General features: G+C 48.1%; 19 protein-coding genes. 17 read left to right on the forward strand and 2 right to left on the reverse strand.

Translation table 11 applies throughout. The annotated features are described in order from the left end of the window. Nucleotides 1-4: 4 nt before the first annotated feature. Both WFI24_RS10480 and WFI24_RS10485 read right to left on the reverse strand, forming a co-directional pair. Nucleotides 5-1,111: an MFS transporter gene (locus WFI24_RS10480; protein WP_336760530.1), complete on the reverse strand. Its 1,107-nt coding sequence runs from the start codon at nt 1,109-1,111 to the stop codon at nt 5-7. A gap of 88 nt (nt 1,112-1,199) precedes the next feature. After that, on the reverse strand, nt 1,200-1,730 hold the full coding sequence (locus WFI24_RS10485) for a TetR/AcrR family transcriptional regulator (RefSeq protein ID WP_336760531.1): 531 nt from the start codon (nt 1,728-1,730) through the stop codon (nt 1,200-1,202). 203 nt (nt 1,731-1,933) lie between these two features. Here WFI24_RS10485 and WFI24_RS10490 point away from each other — a divergent pair, with 203 nt between their 5' ends. The 17 genes from WFI24_RS10490 (at nt 1,934) to WFI24_RS10570 (ending at nt 16,339) form a co-directional block, all read left to right on the forward strand. After that, nucleotides 1,934-2,779 (forward strand): AraC family transcriptional regulator, encoded by an 846-nt coding sequence (locus WFI24_RS10490; RefSeq protein WP_336760532.1) that lies wholly within the window; start codon nt 1,934-1,936, stop codon nt 2,777-2,779. A gap of 225 nt (nt 2,780-3,004) precedes the next feature. Then, complete coding sequence (locus tag WFI24_RS10495) at nt 3,005-3,556, forward strand: nucleotidyltransferase family protein (protein WP_336760533.1); 552 nt, start codon at nt 3,005-3,007, stop codon at nt 3,554-3,556. A 50-nt stretch (nt 3,557-3,606) separates the two neighbouring features. After that, on the forward strand, nt 3,607-4,341 hold the full coding sequence (locus WFI24_RS10500) for a YdcF family protein (RefSeq protein ID WP_336760535.1): 735 nt from the start codon (nt 3,607-3,609) through the stop codon (nt 4,339-4,341). Nucleotides 4,342-4,500: 159 nt separating this feature from the next. Beyond that, complete coding sequence (locus WFI24_RS10505; protein WP_336760537.1) at nt 4,501-5,022, forward strand: hypothetical protein; 522 nt, start codon at nt 4,501-4,503, stop codon at nt 5,020-5,022. A 116-nt stretch (nt 5,023-5,138) separates the two neighbouring features. Next, on the forward strand, nt 5,139-6,029 hold the full coding sequence (locus tag WFI24_RS10510; RefSeq protein ID WP_336760539.1) for a TIGR01777 family oxidoreductase: 891 nt from the start codon (nt 5,139-5,141) through the stop codon (nt 6,027-6,029). A 117-nt stretch (nt 6,030-6,146) separates the two neighbouring features. Further along, a complete protein-coding gene (locus WFI24_RS10515; protein ID WP_336760541.1) occupies nt 6,147-7,148 on the forward strand; it encodes a beta-ketoacyl-ACP synthase III in 1,002 nt (333 codons plus the stop codon). Continuing rightward, the gene (locus tag WFI24_RS10520; protein ID WP_336760542.1) at nt 7,138-8,430 is read left to right on the forward strand and encodes an ATP-grasp domain-containing protein; all 1,293 of its coding nucleotides are present in this window, start codon (nt 7,138-7,140) and stop codon (nt 8,428-8,430) included. The genes WFI24_RS10515 and WFI24_RS10520 overlap by 11 nt, the downstream gene beginning before the upstream one ends. After that, complete coding sequence (locus WFI24_RS10525) at nt 8,427-9,422, forward strand: NAD-dependent epimerase/dehydratase family protein (RefSeq protein WP_336760545.1); 996 nt, start codon at nt 8,427-8,429, stop codon at nt 9,420-9,422. Before WFI24_RS10520 ends, WFI24_RS10525 begins: the two co-directional genes overlap by 4 nt. Continuing rightward, nucleotides 9,416-10,276: an MBL fold metallo-hydrolase gene (locus WFI24_RS10530; RefSeq protein ID WP_336760547.1), complete on the forward strand. Its 861-nt coding sequence runs from the start codon at nt 9,416-9,418 to the stop codon at nt 10,274-10,276. Before WFI24_RS10525 ends, WFI24_RS10530 begins: the two co-directional genes overlap by 7 nt. Further along, entirely contained in the window at nt 10,273-11,601 is a 1,329-nt protein-coding gene (locus WFI24_RS10535; RefSeq protein ID WP_336760549.1) for a F390 synthetase-related protein, read from the forward strand. The genes WFI24_RS10530 and WFI24_RS10535 overlap by 4 nt, the downstream gene beginning before the upstream one ends. A 65-nt stretch (nt 11,602-11,666) precedes the next feature. Further along, nucleotides 11,667-12,587: an SDR family oxidoreductase gene (locus WFI24_RS10540; RefSeq protein WP_336760550.1), complete on the forward strand. Its 921-nt coding sequence runs from the start codon at nt 11,667-11,669 to the stop codon at nt 12,585-12,587. A gap of 69 nt (nt 12,588-12,656) precedes the next feature. After that, nucleotides 12,657-13,238, forward strand: coding sequence for a DJ-1/PfpI family protein (locus tag WFI24_RS10545; RefSeq protein ID WP_336760552.1), 582 nt, complete (start codon nt 12,657-12,659; stop codon nt 13,236-13,238). After that, nucleotides 13,235-13,813, forward strand: coding sequence for a GNAT family N-acetyltransferase (locus tag WFI24_RS10550; protein WP_336760554.1), 579 nt, complete (start codon nt 13,235-13,237; stop codon nt 13,811-13,813). The genes WFI24_RS10545 and WFI24_RS10550 overlap by 4 nt, the downstream gene beginning before the upstream one ends. Further along, on the forward strand, nt 13,810-14,694 hold the full coding sequence (locus WFI24_RS10555; RefSeq protein ID WP_336760556.1) for a serine/threonine-protein kinase: 885 nt from the start codon (nt 13,810-13,812) through the stop codon (nt 14,692-14,694). Before WFI24_RS10550 ends, WFI24_RS10555 begins: the two co-directional genes overlap by 4 nt. 90 nt (nt 14,695-14,784) lie before the next feature. Then, complete coding sequence (locus tag WFI24_RS10560) at nt 14,785-15,156, forward strand: hypothetical protein (protein ID WP_336760557.1); 372 nt, start codon at nt 14,785-14,787, stop codon at nt 15,154-15,156. A gap of 2 nt (nt 15,157-15,158) precedes the next feature. Beyond that, nucleotides 15,159-15,872 (forward strand): GNAT family N-acetyltransferase, encoded by a 714-nt coding sequence (locus tag WFI24_RS10565; protein ID WP_336760559.1) that lies wholly within the window; start codon nt 15,159-15,161, stop codon nt 15,870-15,872. Beyond that, on the forward strand, nt 15,869-16,339 hold the full coding sequence (locus WFI24_RS10570) for a GNAT family N-acetyltransferase (protein ID WP_336760561.1): 471 nt from the start codon (nt 15,869-15,871) through the stop codon (nt 16,337-16,339). Before WFI24_RS10565 ends, WFI24_RS10570 begins: the two co-directional genes overlap by 4 nt. Nucleotides 16,340-16,353: the final 14 nt, after the last annotated feature.

Below are 16,353 nucleotides of genomic sequence, written 5' to 3' on the forward strand. Positions count from 1 at the left end.
TTAATCATTTCACTCGAATTAGCAATCCGAACAGGCCAAGTATAGCAAAGGACAGGAATGCCGTTGTATTGGAAAACATTTCAATTGTGTAACCTGCTATGGAAGAGCCGAGAAATTGCCCGACACCCAGCGCGAGAAAGGCAAGGCTGATTCCGATGGATACATTCGGACTGAATAGTCTCGTCGCCCAAACGATAAATACACTGGTCAGGAAAATATACGTGCTGCCAAATATGATGGCAGAGATCAGACTGGCAGTCATCGATGGCAAAAGGATAACTCCGAGCGAAATAGCCAACAACAGTATGCCTATTCGGTAGGACCGCCCAATCTCGATACGTTCAATAATGCGACCAGCGCATCCGCCGAGTATCCCCATAACCCCCATCACAATCCAGAACAACACGGCTTCCGAATCGGAGGCCCCTTTCTCGTCCGTGAGGAAATTTCGGGCAAAGGTCCAATAGATTGCAGAACTGAAACCTGTCAACAGACAAGCCATGAGCAGAGCTGACCCTGGTCTGGTTGGTTTCATGCATGCCCAGAGAGATTTGGTACAAGGCAGTGTCTTGGTTGGCGGTATAACACGTCTGTTCCAAAACAGAACCACAACACCGATTACAGCAAACAGGATGTAGGTTAGACGCCAGTAATCCGTGAACAGCCAGTAGAGTGGACCTGAGATAACAATCCCGAAGCTGGTCCCTGTGTTAATCCAGCTGTTGCCTCTTGCTTGCAGATCGGGTGCAAGCTCAGCATTAACCGTGTTGCCGAGAGCTGGAGAGGCCCAGCCTGTACTCAAACCGGCTAGAAATACACTAAAGGCAAGAACCCATGCATTTTGAGAAAAGGCAATGCCGGTTAATCCGAGCACTGCGCTGATCCCTGCCAACTGAATGACATAATGATGTCCCCTGCGATTAATTAATAGTGGTGCAGTTAGAAGGGACAGGCAGTAGGCAATATACGTTCCTGAGTTAATCGCGCCAGAGGCTGCATCATTCAATTGTAAGGCTTCCGAAATTTCCGGCATAAACAATCCATAACTGAATCGCCCGAACGCATAACATACAGCGATAAGTGCAATGCCTGGAAAGATAATTTTTTTCATTAAATCCACCGCCTTTTAGATAGAACGATCATTATATTTCTTATAAAATAAAAAAGTGAGTTGAAATATTAACTCACCCGGAATAGCTTTATTTGAAACTGGTTTGCGTCATATGGATCAGTTCACGGCAGACGTCATTTACATTTTCTGTCTCAGCGAGTGCCGTGGAACCCTCCAGCAGCAGGGAGAATCGCAATAGATCTCGATCACTTGCAGCAGGCGCCAATGTTTGGATTAAAGTTCTCATATGTCTTTTATGCGCATTCACTGTCTGGACGATAATATGGTCTGCATGACCTCCGAATTCTTCTTTGGCGCGTAAAAATAAGCACCCTCTTGATTCGTGTTCCTTCAGCCAGCGTGCATGGCCTTCAGCCAGATTGAGGAACATGGGTTGTGCTTTATTGTCTGCATATTGCCTTAGCTGTTCTAAATAACGCTGTTCGCGCCGCAAGAGTACCTGGACAATGAGATCATCCTTGGACTCAAAGTGATTGTATAGCGTCATAATCGCGATCCCGGCATCCGTGATAATCCGCTTCAAGCCAATGGAATGGAAGCCGTGAAGGTAGAACAATTCTTCAGCCACGTTCAAAAGCATTTCCTTTTTGCTGCTCATGATCAGTGATACTCTCCCTTCAAAATAAGATAGAACGATCATTATACCCACAGGCTATAGTAAATCGTTTACATTGTCAAATTCTGTGAGTAGGGGTTATATGAACTACATCGCCTGCGCTTAAACCGGACAAATGAAAGCACAGTATGACAGGTTATTGGGGTGTTTATCCGTTATATTAGACATCAAGGAGTGATAATCACATGAACTGGATCAACTCATTACAGGTCGCTATTCAATATATAGAAGACCACTTGCTCGAAAATATGACGATGGAGCAGATTGCAGCTGAGGCTCATATCTCTCCTTTTCATTTTCAACGTACCTTTGCCTTATTAACTGATGTTACTGTAGCCGAATACATAAGACGAAGACGATTGACACTGGCGGCACATGAGCTTCTGCAAAGTGAACACAAAATCATTGATCTGGCGCTTAAATACGGTTATGAAACACCTGAATCTTTTTCCAAAGCATTTCGTAGACAACATGGTATCGCACCCCGTGAGGCTCGAAAGAACAGTAACGCTGTCCACTCGTATAATCGTCTGGTGATTCAAGTGAGTCTAAAAGGAGCAGAGCCGATGAAGTACAAAATTGTTGAGCAAGCTGAATTTATGTTGGTCGGAGTAAAACAAACGTTCTCATATGCAGATGGGGAACATCTGCAAGGGATCGGGAAGATGTGGCAGGAAGCGTGGACGAGCGGTACAGAAGATCGTTTATTTGAACTGAACAACGGGGATATTCCAGGATTACTCGGTGTCGTCGTGGATCAGAGCGAAATTCAGGAAAAGCAATTGGAATACTGGATTGCTACGGCTTACGATGGTGAGGTACCTGATGGATTATCAACCTTCACCATGCCTGCTTCCAAATGGAGTGTATTTGAAGTAGAGGGCCCGATGCCGGAGAGCATGCAGCTTCTGTGGAAACAGATTATTTCGCAATGGTTTCCATCGAACCCTTATGAGCACGCATATATGCCGGAGCTGGAAGTATACCCGGGTCCCAATCAGCCGCCAAAGATCTGGATCCCGATTAAATAAATTTTAACTGTTTCAACTCCATCATTGTAGCCCGTAAACACTCGGATAACCGAAGCTGTTTATGGGTTATTTGGATGTGATTGATCAAAGATTCGAAGTAGTTACAGAGGATGTTCAAGCGTTGTTCATTTTATTGCAGCTAGGTAAACATGATATATTGGAACGAGAGTTTACTCTCTATCAAGAGGACAATGAGGTAAACCGCAGGGGGAGGAGGAGGCAGACATGTTATATGAGGACCCATTCATCCAGACGATCATTAAGCACGAGGCATTAATGCATGACCTGCGGAGAGTTCGTAGTCTCCACTTGCCTCAAAGTTACATAGGTGCAGGATATATTCGTAATTATATCTGGGATGTTCTTCATGGATATGCTCTTCGTGACCTTCATAGCGATATTGATGTTGTCTATTATGATGCGCAAGACTTGCGTGAGGAGCGAGACATACAACTCGAACAACAGCTTCGTGAGGAGACTGGCAATCCAAAGTGGTCGGTCAAAAACCAGGCGAGAATGCATCTGCGCAATGGCACAGTTCCTTATCATTCTACTGAAGATGCTCTTCGTTATTGGCCAGAAGTTGTGACTGCCATAGGAGTACAGTTGGATGAAGAGGATCGTGTGAACATCTGTGCTCCGCATGGTTTGCATGATCTGTATCACCTCATGGTCCGCAAAAGTCCGTTCTTCACGGATACTGATGATTACAATCAGCGCGTACAGAAGAAGTGCTGGCAGGAACAATGGCCGAAACTAATGATAATAACTGCTTGAATAATAAGTGATTTGAGGAATTGTGGGTACAAGAAGGAGTGTCTACGGATTTGATAAAAAAGTTCTTACAAAAAAATGGGCTGATCATTGATCTTGTTCTGTTGGCATGTTTTGTGGCGTTTCTAACCTTCTGGGGCCAAAGATTCCCAGTCATGTTTTTCGGAATGATTACGGTGGCTTTTATCGTACTAAGGCGGATCGACTATCAGAAGCATGTTATTCTGAAACGGATTATCCTTACCGGATTTGGCGTGGCTGCCGTCTCTTTTGTCATTATTGAAGCACTTGTATTCACACAGCTCGGTGCGAATGATCCGGATGAGGCAGACTATGTTATCATTCTGGGTTCAGGCATCCGTGGAACGGAATTGTCATTGACCCTAAGGCAAAGGTTAGATGCCAGTCTGGACTACATCCGCAGTCACCCTCAGACACCTGTCATTGTATCGGGTGGGCAGGGACCCGGGGAATCGATTCCCGAAGCGCTCGCCATGAAAAACTATTTGATTGAACAGGGGATTAGCCCCGCCCAAGTCATTATGGAAGATCGTTCCACAAGTACACAGGAGAATTTGGCCTTTTCCAAAAAAATCATTCTTGAATCCGGGTTGGAACACCCCGAGATCATGATTGTCACCAGTGACTATCATATGTTTCGCTCCAAATATATTGCTGCCAAGAACGGTTATGCGGCAGAATACGGCATATCGGCCCCGTCACCGGGATATCTGAAACCCGTCAACATGATTCGTGAATATTTTGCTACGATCAAAACATTTATGTAATCGATTGGCATATATTCGAAAAGACAACGGTAGACTCTCCGAATAGAGTTTATGTTGTCTTTTTGTCATTGTCTCTGCACAAGTTGAACTGAATCAAATATTTGAATCTCAAACCATGCTATAATATACGTCATTAATAGAAGAACGATGTAGGAGTGAATGATCATTACAGCATATCAATTACCTGCTCTTTATGAGCAGCAGAAAGTTTCAATGCAAGAGATGGAAGAGATTGTACGCCTGCTGGCCCAAGCACCGCTACTATATGATGATGGACAGAGCATTCAGGTCCAGGATTACATGGGAGGATTGGAGATTGAACTTGAGCATGAGGTACGTCGTGCAGTGAACGAGTTGTATGAACTGGCTGTTCAGGCCTGCCGCGCCTTCGCTGATCCATTGGCGTACGAGCAACTTCAGGATGCGCTTGGGTTACAAGCCGAGTTATGGCAGGAGGAAGTGCTTACTCTTGCCAAGTGGATGGACTGGCTGAAGCAGGTCAGTGAAGGAAAGAGAACACTGCCGCAGTATAACTTTACAGCCATGCTTGGCAATTTGCCCGACGGATTCATGATCCATGATTTTTATGATGAACTCCGATATCAGCTGGAACAAAACCCTGCAAACACATGGGCTATCGAAGAGCGGGATCGCTTGTACGCAGCTCTGGGTGTGAAATAAACCAAACCAAAGGGTCAGCGACGGTGTTTAATCTAATATCTGCATTTTGCATGCATAGAAGTATTCAATCTATATCTTGCGAATTCTTTACCCAGTATGGGAAATGAGGGGATACCGTGAAGAAGGTTGTATTGGCTGGTGGAACGGGATTTGTAGGACAGGATTTTGCTCAAAGGTTCAAGAAGCTGGGTTATGAGGTATTGATTATCTCGCGTCAGCCCGGTCATATTGCCTGGGAAGATCGTGCAAGGATTATTGAGGCACTGGAAGAAGCAGAAATGCTGATTAACCTGGCGGGTAAATCGGTGAACTGCCGTTACACAGAGGTGAATCGCAAAGTCATTCTGGAATCCAGGACCCGTACAACACGTATTCTTGGCGAGTCCGTCTTGGCTTGTAACCACCCTCCTGAGCTATGGATTAATTCGAGTACGGCGACTATATACAGACATGCTGAAGATCGTCCCATGACGGAAAAAGAGGGCGAGATTGGCTCCGGATTCTCGGTCGACGTTGCCAAGGCATGGGAACAGGCTTTCTTTGAATTCAGTCTGCCGTCTACGCGTCAGATTGCACTGCGGATTGCGATTGTGCTTGGTGAGGGGGGCGTAATGGTGCCCATGACGAACCTGGTCCGTTTTGGCTTAGGTGGATCGCAAGGCGCAGGAACACAGCAGTTCAGCTGGATTCATATCGAGGATCTGTTCCGTATGATGAAATATTTGCAGGAGCATCCGCAATTGAATGGTGTATTCAATGCTTCCTCACCGCATCCGGTTACGAATCGGGAGCTGATGGCGAGCCTGAGAGAACATATGGGTGTTCGGATCGGACTGCCTTCTCCTCGCTGGATGCTTGAACTGGGTGCACGTTTCATTCAGACCGAGACGGAACTGGTTCTCAAAAGTCGTTGGGTCATTCCTGAGCGATTGGAGAGGGAAGGCTTCACTTTCACATACGGTACACTAGATGCGGCATTTGCCGAGATTTTGAATAAGAAGAAATGACAGTACTTAATAACAAAAGAAAACACAACAGGAAGGGCAGAGGCATCTGCCCTTTTATTATATATGTTCAAGGCTTCAACTATTAATCAGTCAGATGAACAGAAAGAGGTTGGGGAAATGCAACTTAGAAGAGTAAGGATCGCGGGAACAGGGAAGTACCTGCCTGTAAGGGAAGTCACCGATGAGGAACTGGATCGCCGCTTGGGCGTGCCTGCCGGATGGGTCAGCAAAGCAACAGGCGTAGGTGTACGCTATTATGCCTCTGGCGAAGAAACCTCCTCGTTCATGGGAGCGCGGGCTGCGGAAGCTGCACTTGCGGATGCAGGACTGCAATTCAGTGATATCGACTGTCTGGTGTGTACCAGTGGCACGAAGGAACAACCGTTGCCAAGTACGGCGGTATTTATCCAGCAGGCCATGGGGCAGCAAGATTCAGGTGTGCCTGCTTTTGATATGGATGCAACCTGCCTGAGTTTCCTGAACGGACTCGATGTGATCTCCTATATGGTAGATGCTGGACGTTACCAGCGAGTATTGCTCGTAGCCACCGAGATTGCCTCAGCCGGACTAAATTGGTCTGATAAAGAAAGTGCGGCCCTGTTCGGAGATGGAGCGGCCGCCGTCATTATTGAACGTTCGCCTGAAGGATCATCGTCGCAGATCGTACATGCTTCACTTCGAACTTACAGCCGCGGTGCTCGCTTCTCAGAGATTGCAGGTGGAGGTACACGGCTGCATGCTTCGAAGTACAAGGCGGATCAGCCGGAGCCCTACCTATTTCATATGGATGGACAGGCCATCTTCCGCATGGCTTCCAGACTCCTGCCCGGATTCATCGGCGATATGTTGCAAGTGACGGGGATTCAGATGGGGGATTTCCAATTGGTTATTCCTCATCAGGGGAGTGCCATGGCGATGAGGCTGATCCGTAAGAAGCTCGATATTGCTGAAGATCGATTTATGGATATCACACGAAATCACGGCAATACGATTGCTGCATCTATCCCAATGGGGCTACATGAAGCAATTAAGCAGCAGCGAATCCAGCGTGGGGATCGGGTGCTGATGATTGGCACGGCCGCCGGATTATCATTGGGAGGGCTTATTTTTGACTACTAGATCCGGGGAAACCGGACATCGCACAGCTGCTTCTCTCCGTGTGCTGCTTACCGGCGGAAGGGCTCCTGTAACGCTTGACCTGGCGCGTATGCTTCATCGGGCAGGTCACCAAGTGTATGTTGCTGAAAGTGCAGCACGGCATCTGACCCGATCATCAGGTGCAGTGGAACAGTGCGCTGAGGTTCCATCGCCGCGTCATGACACATGTGCATATCTGACGGAGCTGGAACGGTTGGTTCAGGATTGGCAGATCGACCTGTTGATTCCGATGTGTGAAGAAGTCTTCTATGTTGCTCAAGGGGCAGAAAGGCTGCGTGCACATTGCCGTGTGCTGGTTACGACTCTGGAGCAACTGCATGAACTGCACCATAAATACAACTTTATTCAGCTTGCAGGATCACTTGGTCTCTCAGTCCCGGATACACGCCTCATTAATAATAAGCAGGAATGGATTGAAACTCAGTCTGTTCTGCAAACGGTGGGGAATTGGGTATGGAAACCCGTGTATTCCCGCTTTGCCGCCAAAGTACGCATGCCGACACTCATAACCTATGACATTGGGACAGGCAGTGATCAGCAATGGGATGTAAGCCATAAAAATCATCGACATTTCCGAAACGACCCTCCAGACGAAGAAGAATTGTCTTCTGTTACACCGTGGGTTGCACAGGCCTACATTCCTGGTCAGATGTTATGTACATACAGCATAGCGCATGAAGGACAACTGATTTCACATGCCACCTACGACAGTCGCTATCGTACAGGAAGCGTGGGAGCCAGTGTCTTTTTTGAACAGGTGGAACATGAGGGTGCCCTTGCGTGGGTAAGACAATTTGTTGAGGCAACGGGTTTTAGTGGACAGATTGGGTTTGATTTTATAGAAGATCAGGATGGGCGAGTGTACGCGATTGAGTGTAATCCGAGGGCAACGAGTGGGATTCATCTGTTTCATCCCGGAGGTGACTTGGTGTATGCACTGACTGAACCGGAGACATTGGTCAAAGAAAGAAGAATGATCACGCCCGCACGAGGCAGCAAAGCCATGCTCATGCTTCCCATGCTGGGAAGCGGAGTACAGCAGATCTTCGGCAAAGGGAAGATCCGTGCATGGATAGCTGCGTGGCGTGGAACCAGGGATGTAGTCTATGTAGGGCAGGATATCCAGCCTGTATTTGAACAATTCGGAGTGGTGCTAGCCGCCTGGCATCTGGCAAGATCGCAGAAGATCTCGCTGACTGAAGCTTTGACTCACGACATAGAATGGAACGGTGAACAACAATGAATAGAGCATTGGTTACAGGTGCTACGGGATGTCTAGGCAGGCACCTCGCGATACGACTTGCCCAAGAGGGATGGGAAGTCACTGGCATGGGCCGACAGCCAAAGGTTGGTGCAGAACTTGAGTTGGCAGGAATTCGATTCCTGAGTGGAGATATACGGGATGAGGGAGTAGTAAACGAAGCGTTTGCAGGACAGGATATGGTGTTTCACTGTGCGGCACTATCATCGCCATGGGGTAAATATCGAGACTTTTATAGCAGTAATGTAATAGGGACACAGAATCTCGTAGATGGCTGTATACGTGGTAATGTACGGCGATTCATACATGTCTCAACTCCGAGTATATATTTTAACTACATACCACGATATAACGTACATGAGAATGATCCGTTGCCATCCAAACCAGCCAATCATTATGCAGCCACGAAGCTTCTCGCTGAGCAGGTTGTAATGGAGGGGCATGCGAAGGGGCTTCCGTCGATCATCATTCGACCGCGAGCTATCTTTGGTCCGTATGATCAGACGTTATTTCCCAGGATTGTCGCAGCAAACGCAAAATCAGGCGTGCCCATGATCGGTGGTGGACAGGCATTAATCGATCTGACATGTGTGGATAACGTGGTGGATGCCCTATTATTGTGCCGCGATGCCTCTACAGAAGCACTTGGTAGAGCCTACAATATCTCCAATGGCGATCCGAGGACGTTCAGTGAGTTGGTAAGCAGTCTGTTTGGCATGCTGGATATGCCTCTGCGTCGACGGAACATTCCTTATCGCACGGCATATGGTGTGGCAACATTGCTGGAGCGGGTTCATGGCTTTATTCCTGCGTTGGGTGAGCCTCCATTAACACGGTATACCGTTGGCTCCTTATCTATTCCACAGACGTTGGATATTACAGAGGCACGGGAGCAATTGGGGTACGTCCCTCGGGTGTCCATTGAAGAGGGTTTGCAACAATTTGCAGACTGGTGGAGGGCAGAATCATGCTGACGACAACTCCAGTAGAATTATATCTGGGTGCGGCGGGTTACTGCACACATCCAGAGTTTCTGACGCTGCGCGGTGGTCGATTGACCCCAGTGCCTTTCCCTGCAGGATTTGCCTGCATCATTCATCCTGTACATGGACCGATCCTACTGGATACGGGATATAGTTCCCTCTTTTTCGAGGAAACGGCTCATTTGCCTAACGCACTGTATCGTCATATTACACCTGTGGTCTATCGTGAAGAGGATAGTGCCGTTCATTTTTTGGCTCGAATTGGACTGAAAGCTTCGGATATTCGGTATATCATCCTCTCGCATTTTCATGGTGATCACATCGCGGGTGTGCGAGATTTCACAGAGGCCCAATTCATCTATCTGCCAAGAGCCTATGATGCTGTGCGCTCACTCGGTCCGATTGCGGCTGTAAGGGCAGGTTTTCTTGCTGGGCTGTTGCCCGAGGATTTTACGGCCAGATCATTGCCTGTTACGCATCAGCCTCAGCGTTGGACGAGAGCGGGGAAAGAGTTCCCTTTTGATGAAGTCTATGACATCTTTGGCGATGGCAGTCTGCTGGGGGTTGATGTATCTGGTCATGCGGAAGGAATGATGGGGCTCCTGCTGCGTACGGAAGAACATGACTATTTCCTATGCGCGGACGCGGTGTGGTCGAGTCGAGCTTTTCGTGAAAGGCGTAGACCGAATATACTCGCTGGAATCATTATGTCGGATCGATATGAATATGGACGAAACTTTGACCGACTAGTTCGGCTGCATCAGCAGTTTCCCCACATTCGTATTGTGCCAAGTCATTGCCGAGAGGTACTGGACGCTTGGGGTACAGGAGGGCAGAAACGATGAGCAATACCCTTCGTATTGTGGTTCATTATGCTCTCGCACGTGGACTGAGAAAGTGGAAAACACGAGAACAACTTGAGCGCTGGCAAGAACGACGGATTATTCGGCATGTGCATCAGGTCCGTGCCCGATCTCCGTTTTACCGGAAGTGGTGGGGGGACGTGGACGCATCCGACTGGAGAAGATTTCCGTTGATTGACAAATCGATCATGATGGAACATTTCGATACACTGAACACGGTGGGCATTACCAAGGATGAAGCGTTGGCTCTTGCAGGCGAAAGTGAAGAAACACGTGATTTCAAACCTTCCATTCAAGGGGTGACGGTTGGACTGTCTTCGGGTACGTCAGGGAACCGGGGGATATTTCTGGTGAGTGATCGGGAGCAGGACGCTTGGACCGGTACGGTGCTGGCTAAGTTGCTGCCTGGTGGACTGTGGAAACCTGCCAAGATTGCATTTTTCCTGCGGGCCAACAGTAATCTGTATGAATCGGTGCAGCGTGGCAAATTGCAGTTTCAGTACTTTGATCTGCTGGAGCGTGTGGAGACCTTGGTGAAGCGACTTGAAACGTACCAACCTACCGTGTGGGTGGCTCCTCCATCCATGCTGCGCATGTTGGCGGACGCTTATGTGGCAGGTCATTTGACCGCTGTACCGGATAAAATCATCTCGGTTGCCGAAGTATTGGACCCCCTGGATCGCAAGGTGCTGGAGCAGGTCTTCGAACAGACCGTCCATCAAGTCTACCAGTGTACAGAAGGATTTCTAGGTGCGACCTGTCGCTACGGCACACTGCATTTGAATGAAGACATCGTTCATATTGAAAAAGAGTTCATTGATCCCGCCACCCGGCGGTTCGTGCCCATTATTACGGACTTCTCCAGAACCTCACAGCCGATTATCCGATATCGGCTGAATGATATTCTGACCGAGGCGGCGCTACCATGTGCATGTGGTTCCCCGTTTACTGCCATTGAGCGGATTGAAGGCCGCTGTGATGACACGCTTTATTTTACACAACTACATACGGGTGAGGCGGTACCGGTCTTTCCGGATTTCGTTACCCGTTCGGTCATTGCGGCTTCGCTGGATATTGAACATTATCGTGTGGTGCAGCAAGGAGAAGGGACAATGGAAGTATCCCTTCGGCTTGGTGGGAGCGCAGTGCTGGAGCAGGTTGAGGCTGATGTACTGCGGGAACTGATGAAGCTGGGAGAGCGGCTCGAATGCACTTTGCCTGAGGTTAGATTCGTTCCGTATACGTTCGAACCGGGAATCACGAAGCTGCGCAGGGTAGAGAGACGGCATAATGGAGTGGCGGATTAAGCAGGAGTCGTGCGGTACAGGTCGGAACGGAAGTAAGCAATTTACCGAGGAAAGAAGGACACACCGTGACAGTAGAGGAACACTTAACAGAGGACGGGCAGGGACGAACCAACACGGGTCTTGATGAAGGGAAGAAGACCAAGGAAGGAGCGAACGCACCGGTGGCTTTAATTACGGGTACCTCCAGTGGTTTCGGTATGCTCACTGCAATTACTCTAGCCAAGCAGGGGTATCTTGTTGTTGCTACGATGCGTGACCTGAGTCGGAAAGAAGAATTGGCAAGGCTGGCTGAGCAGGCGGGGATATCCGAACGTTTGCAATATGTACAACTGGATGTAACCGATGCTGTATCGGTGCAGAAAGCTGTGGGGTCCGTACTTCTTAATAATGGCCGAATCGACATGCTGGTGAACAATGCGGGATTTGCGGTGGGCGGGTTCATTGAGGAAGTATCAATGGACGATTGGCGGCGCCAGATGGAAACGAATCTGTTTGGATTGATCGCTGTGACACGTGCCGTCCTTCCTATGATGCGTGAACAGAAGCAGGGGTTAATTGTTAACTTGTCCAGCGTCAGCGGTTTATCCGGTTTTCCAGGGTATGCGCCCTATGCTGCCTCCAAATTCGCTGTGGAGGGATTCACGGAAAGTCTGCGGCATGAGATGTCTTCGTTCGGCGTTCGCGTGGTATTGGTTGAACCAGGCGCTTATCGTACGCCAATCTGGAATAAAGGTCTGGGGGAAATTCACAGAAACGAGGATTCTCCGTATAAGCATAAACTGGATGCGGTTCTTCGCTATTCCAAGCATGCGAGCGAGACAGCACCTGATCCACAGGAAGTGGCAGATCTGATTGGCCGAATTGCACGGATGCGTGCACCTAGACTTCGATATGCGCTCGGAAAAGGTTCGCGTGTACTCATCATAGGCAAAGCACTGCTACCGTGGAAGTGGCTGGAGCGGATCATCGCCCGTGGATTAAGATAAAAGTAAGGAAGCAATGGAACGTGATAAGGTTCGTAAAGCAACGAAATAAAAATCACGGAGGTTTTTCATATGAAAATTGCATTCGTTTTGTTTGATGGACTGACTTTCCTTGACTTTGCAGGATTTTATGATGTGATCAATCGGTTGAATTTCTTTGAACCTACCAAGGGAACGACGTGGGAAACTTGTGCCATGACAGATCAGGTCACGGATGAGTCTGGTCTAACGTTGAAGGTGGATCGAGTGAAGCCTGACCTATCGGAATATGATCTCGTGTTTATCCCCGGAGGCATGGGAACGCGCAAGCTTCGATATGACGAGGCTTTTGTAGGTTGGCTGAAACAGGCTGAGTCTGTGCCTCTGAAGGTTTCGGTGTGCACAGGCTCTCTGCTGCTGGGTGCGGCTGGTTTTTTATCCGGCAAAAAAGCAACAACACATCCCCGTGCATATAATTTGCTTGAGCCGTATGTCACCGAGGTGATTCCGAAGCGGATTGTAAAAGATGGAAATGTAATTACAGCCGGTGGAGTAACCACGTCCATTGACCTGGGGATTTATGTTGTTGGGTTGCTTGCAGGACAGGAAGCGGCAGCGAATGTAAAACTTCAGATCGATTATCCTTATGAGATGCAGGGAGTGGTCGAAGAATGAATGAAGGCCGAAAGCAAGAGCACTATACCATTCGCAATATTCAGCGGGATGAAGCAGACATCTACTGGCCTTTGCGACTGGAAGCACTGAAAACACATCCTGAAGCCTTCGGGGCTTCGTTCGAGTTGTCCATTCAACTCCCCATGAGTGAAGTGCAGGGGCGCATACATAATGAACCGGATGATTATATTCTGGGAGCATACACAGCAGAAGGAACCTTGGCGGGAATGATGGGTTTCAAAAGAGAGTACGGCCTAAAACTCAGGCACAAAGGCATGATCTGGGGCGTCTATGTAGCTCCGCAATATCGGGGATGTGGGCTGGCTTCACGCTTGCTCCGTGAGGTATTGGATCGGGGAAGGCATCTGGAGGGCATCAAGCAGATTAATCTGAGTGTAGTGACAACGAATGAAGCAGCCAGACGTTTATATGAGCGATATGGATTTGAAGTTTACGGCATCGAGCGTAACGCCTTGGAAGTCCATGGCCAAGGATATGATGAGGCGCATATGAATTACTTTTATACAGAGCATTCAACATTGAATGAAGATATCACAGAAGGAGGGGTCCTATGACAGGTCAGATTGAACTTGAGATCGACGGTGTTTCGGTTGTCATAAAAGAAGCCCATTCTTTCGATTGGTTACAGCCCTTGGGTACGGTCTTTCGCGTATTCGATCAGCAGGATTCAGGGAATCTCTCCTTCGGTATCGTGCAAAAGGATGGAAAGAGATTGTTCGTTAAGTATGCGGGAGCACATACGATTCATGCGAATCATACGGGAAGTCCCCCGGAAGCCATTCGTAATCTGAAATCATCTGTTTTCGTCTATGAGGATCTGGCGCATGACACGTTGATTCGACTAACGGATCATTTTGCAACGAATGAGGGTTATGCCTGTGTCTTCGATTGGGTGGATGGGGAGTGTCTTCACTCGCACTGGTATTTCCCTCCTCCGGCCAAATATGAAGATCCGCGTTCGCCCTACTATCGGTTCAGACAACTCCCAGTGCAGACACGTATTCAGGCAATGGAGCAGATTTTGAATTTTCATATCGAGGTGGAACGGAGAGGTTATGTGGCTGTTGATTTGTATGACGGCAGTCTGATCTATGATTTTGACAAACACTTCATGAAAATTTGCGATATTGATCTGTATCGGAAGGGTTCTTTTACCAATACTATGGGACGTATGTGGGGATCTTCCCGCTTTATGTCTCCCGAAGAGTTTGAGCTAGGCGCACCCATAGATGCGGTTACCAATGTATTCAATATGGGAGCCATGGCGTTCGGATTGCTTGGCGGGGAGAAAGATCGTTCTTATGCGAGATGGGATGCTGGAGAAGCATTGTATCAGGTTGTGAAGTGTGCAGTGAGTGCGGATCGGTCCCAGCGGTACGCAACGATTGCGGAACTTGGTGAGGCCTGGAAACAAGCAGCGATGCAAGATGGATAAGTAGTGTGAAGGAATTGTTCGCAAATGTGCAAAATCAAGTCGTATCCGCACTGAAAATCCCGTATAATGGAAATTAATGAGGAGGTGCAGATGATGTGCAGATATGCCATGTCAGGACCATACAAGGACATCTATGCCTGTTTCAACTGTCGCAAATCATTTAAACAAGTTTCCAGACATGACCTGAGCCCTGAAGTGGTGGCAAAGCTTGAATATAAGTGCCCGCAATGTGCCGCATCTATGGTTAGCATGGGACAGGATTTCCAGGCTCCGAAACAAAATGATACCAAACAATGGACCAAAGTGATGATGCTGTATCGTCATGGCTTTACCTATCATAATTGCGGGTGCGGGGCTGGATATCGTCCGACTGATTTACGTGAATTGCCCGAATTTCTGGAGCAGCAGGAAACGGGTAAAAGCAGTGTAGGTGAACGATTATTGCAAAGGTTGACTTCATAGATATGGTTCCAAAATCGAACCTGTCGCCTATGGAGATGTTGAAGATACAGGCGAGCACGTTATATACGATCAACGAGCAACAACGTCTTCTAAGTATTAACGAGCCGGGTGGTGGGAAGGCTCCAGCCCTTTTTATCGGCATGACTTCGGCCGGTTCACTCACCTATTACCATGAACAGTTACCGCCGGATCTAATGGATGAGTTGAGTAAGGATTGCAAGCTTCCATTGGATATTCCCAAACTGATTCGTAAGGTGGAAACCTTTGAGCCAGTTAACCGTGTGTGGATGGGACCCGCCTATGCTTTTCCTGAGATATCTGACGAGTGGAATCTGAACGTACAACTAATTGGTCATGAGCAGCGTTACATGCTGGCAGAGCATTTCCCGGAATTAACGGATCACTTGCATGAAAAAAGCCCTGTTGCCGCTTATGTTATTGGGGATTCTGCTGTGGCAGTATGCTTCTCTGCAAGGGTCTCCATTCATGGTGCAGAGGCGAGCTTGTATACTGCACCGGGTTTTAGAGGGCGTGGGTATGCAGCAGAAACGGTGAAATGCTGGCAATATTATGTCAGGGAAAGTGGACGCATGCCGATCTACAGTACTTCGTTGGATAATCTTGCTTCACAGCATGTTGCCCGTAAACTGGGGTTGATTCAGTTTGGTGTGGATTTCAGTATTACGACCCTTGATATGAGGAGGGGTAGCAGATGATTCGCACGTTTGTAGAAAAGGATCTGCAATATGTCATTGAAGCGCATATCCGTATTTATCGAAAAGAGTATAATTATGATGATAGCTTTGCTGAATTTATCACGAATGCGGTGAATTCGTTTGGACTTACGGGCAATTACTCCAAGGAGATGTTATGGATTGTTGAGCTGAATCAGTCAACTTCCGGCTCCTTAGGTGTTACTCAGGTAAATGAAAATACGGCTCAACTGCGCTGGTTTCTGATTGAACCCACAGCACGAGGTGCAGGATGGGGGAGACAGCTTATTGAACAGGCCGTTCTTTTTGCAAAAGAAAAGGGCTATACATCCATGATCCTGTGGACCAACGAGTCCTTGGATGGTGCCCGCAGATTATATCAATCTGCGGGCTTTGAAGTGAAAGAAGTCCGCAAGCAGGTTTTGTCAGGTCAAGAGCTTACCGAGGAGAAATGGGAACTTGCTCTATAACTCTCTTTGTTGAA

Origin of the sequence: Paenibacillus sp. USHLN196, from assembly GCF_037144955.1 — a bacterium.
Lineage (GTDB): Bacteria > Bacillota > Bacilli > Paenibacillales > Paenibacillaceae > Paenibacillus > Paenibacillus xylanexedens_C.

What these genes read in the sequence shown, in the direction of transcription:
- WFI24_RS10480 (WP_336760530.1), bottom strand. Translation starts at nt 1,111, where the DNA reads ATGAAAAAAATTATCTTTCCAGGCATTGCACTTATCGCTGTATGTTAT.
- WFI24_RS10485 (WP_336760531.1), bottom strand. Translation starts at nt 1,730, where the DNA reads ATGAGCAGCAAAAAGGAAATGCTTTTGAACGTGGCTGAAGAATTGTTC.
- WFI24_RS10490 (WP_336760532.1), top strand. Translation starts at nt 1,934, where the DNA reads ATGAACTGGATCAACTCATTACAGGTCGCTATTCAATATATAGAAGAC.
- WFI24_RS10495 (WP_336760533.1), top strand. Translation starts at nt 3,005, where the DNA reads ATGTTATATGAGGACCCATTCATCCAGACGATCATTAAGCACGAGGCA.
- WFI24_RS10505 (WP_336760537.1), top strand. Translation starts at nt 4,501, where the DNA reads ATGATCATTACAGCATATCAATTACCTGCTCTTTATGAGCAGCAGAAA.
- WFI24_RS10515 (WP_336760541.1), top strand. Translation starts at nt 6,147, where the DNA reads ATGCAACTTAGAAGAGTAAGGATCGCGGGAACAGGGAAGTACCTGCCT.
- WFI24_RS10525 (WP_336760545.1), top strand. Translation starts at nt 8,427, where the DNA reads ATGAATAGAGCATTGGTTACAGGTGCTACGGGATGTCTAGGCAGGCAC.
- WFI24_RS10530 (WP_336760547.1), top strand. Translation starts at nt 9,416, where the DNA reads ATGCTGACGACAACTCCAGTAGAATTATATCTGGGTGCGGCGGGTTAC.
- WFI24_RS10535 (WP_336760549.1), top strand. Translation starts at nt 10,273, where the DNA reads ATGAGCAATACCCTTCGTATTGTGGTTCATTATGCTCTCGCACGTGGA.
- WFI24_RS10545 (WP_336760552.1), top strand. Translation starts at nt 12,657, where the DNA reads ATGAAAATTGCATTCGTTTTGTTTGATGGACTGACTTTCCTTGACTTT.
- WFI24_RS10550 (WP_336760554.1), top strand. Translation starts at nt 13,235, where the DNA reads ATGAATGAAGGCCGAAAGCAAGAGCACTATACCATTCGCAATATTCAG.
- WFI24_RS10555 (WP_336760556.1), top strand. Translation starts at nt 13,810, where the DNA reads ATGACAGGTCAGATTGAACTTGAGATCGACGGTGTTTCGGTTGTCATA.
- WFI24_RS10560 (WP_336760557.1), top strand. Translation starts at nt 14,785, where the DNA reads ATGATGTGCAGATATGCCATGTCAGGACCATACAAGGACATCTATGCC.
- WFI24_RS10565 (WP_336760559.1), top strand. Translation starts at nt 15,159, where the DNA reads ATGGTTCCAAAATCGAACCTGTCGCCTATGGAGATGTTGAAGATACAG.
- WFI24_RS10570 (WP_336760561.1), top strand. Translation starts at nt 15,869, where the DNA reads ATGATTCGCACGTTTGTAGAAAAGGATCTGCAATATGTCATTGAAGCG.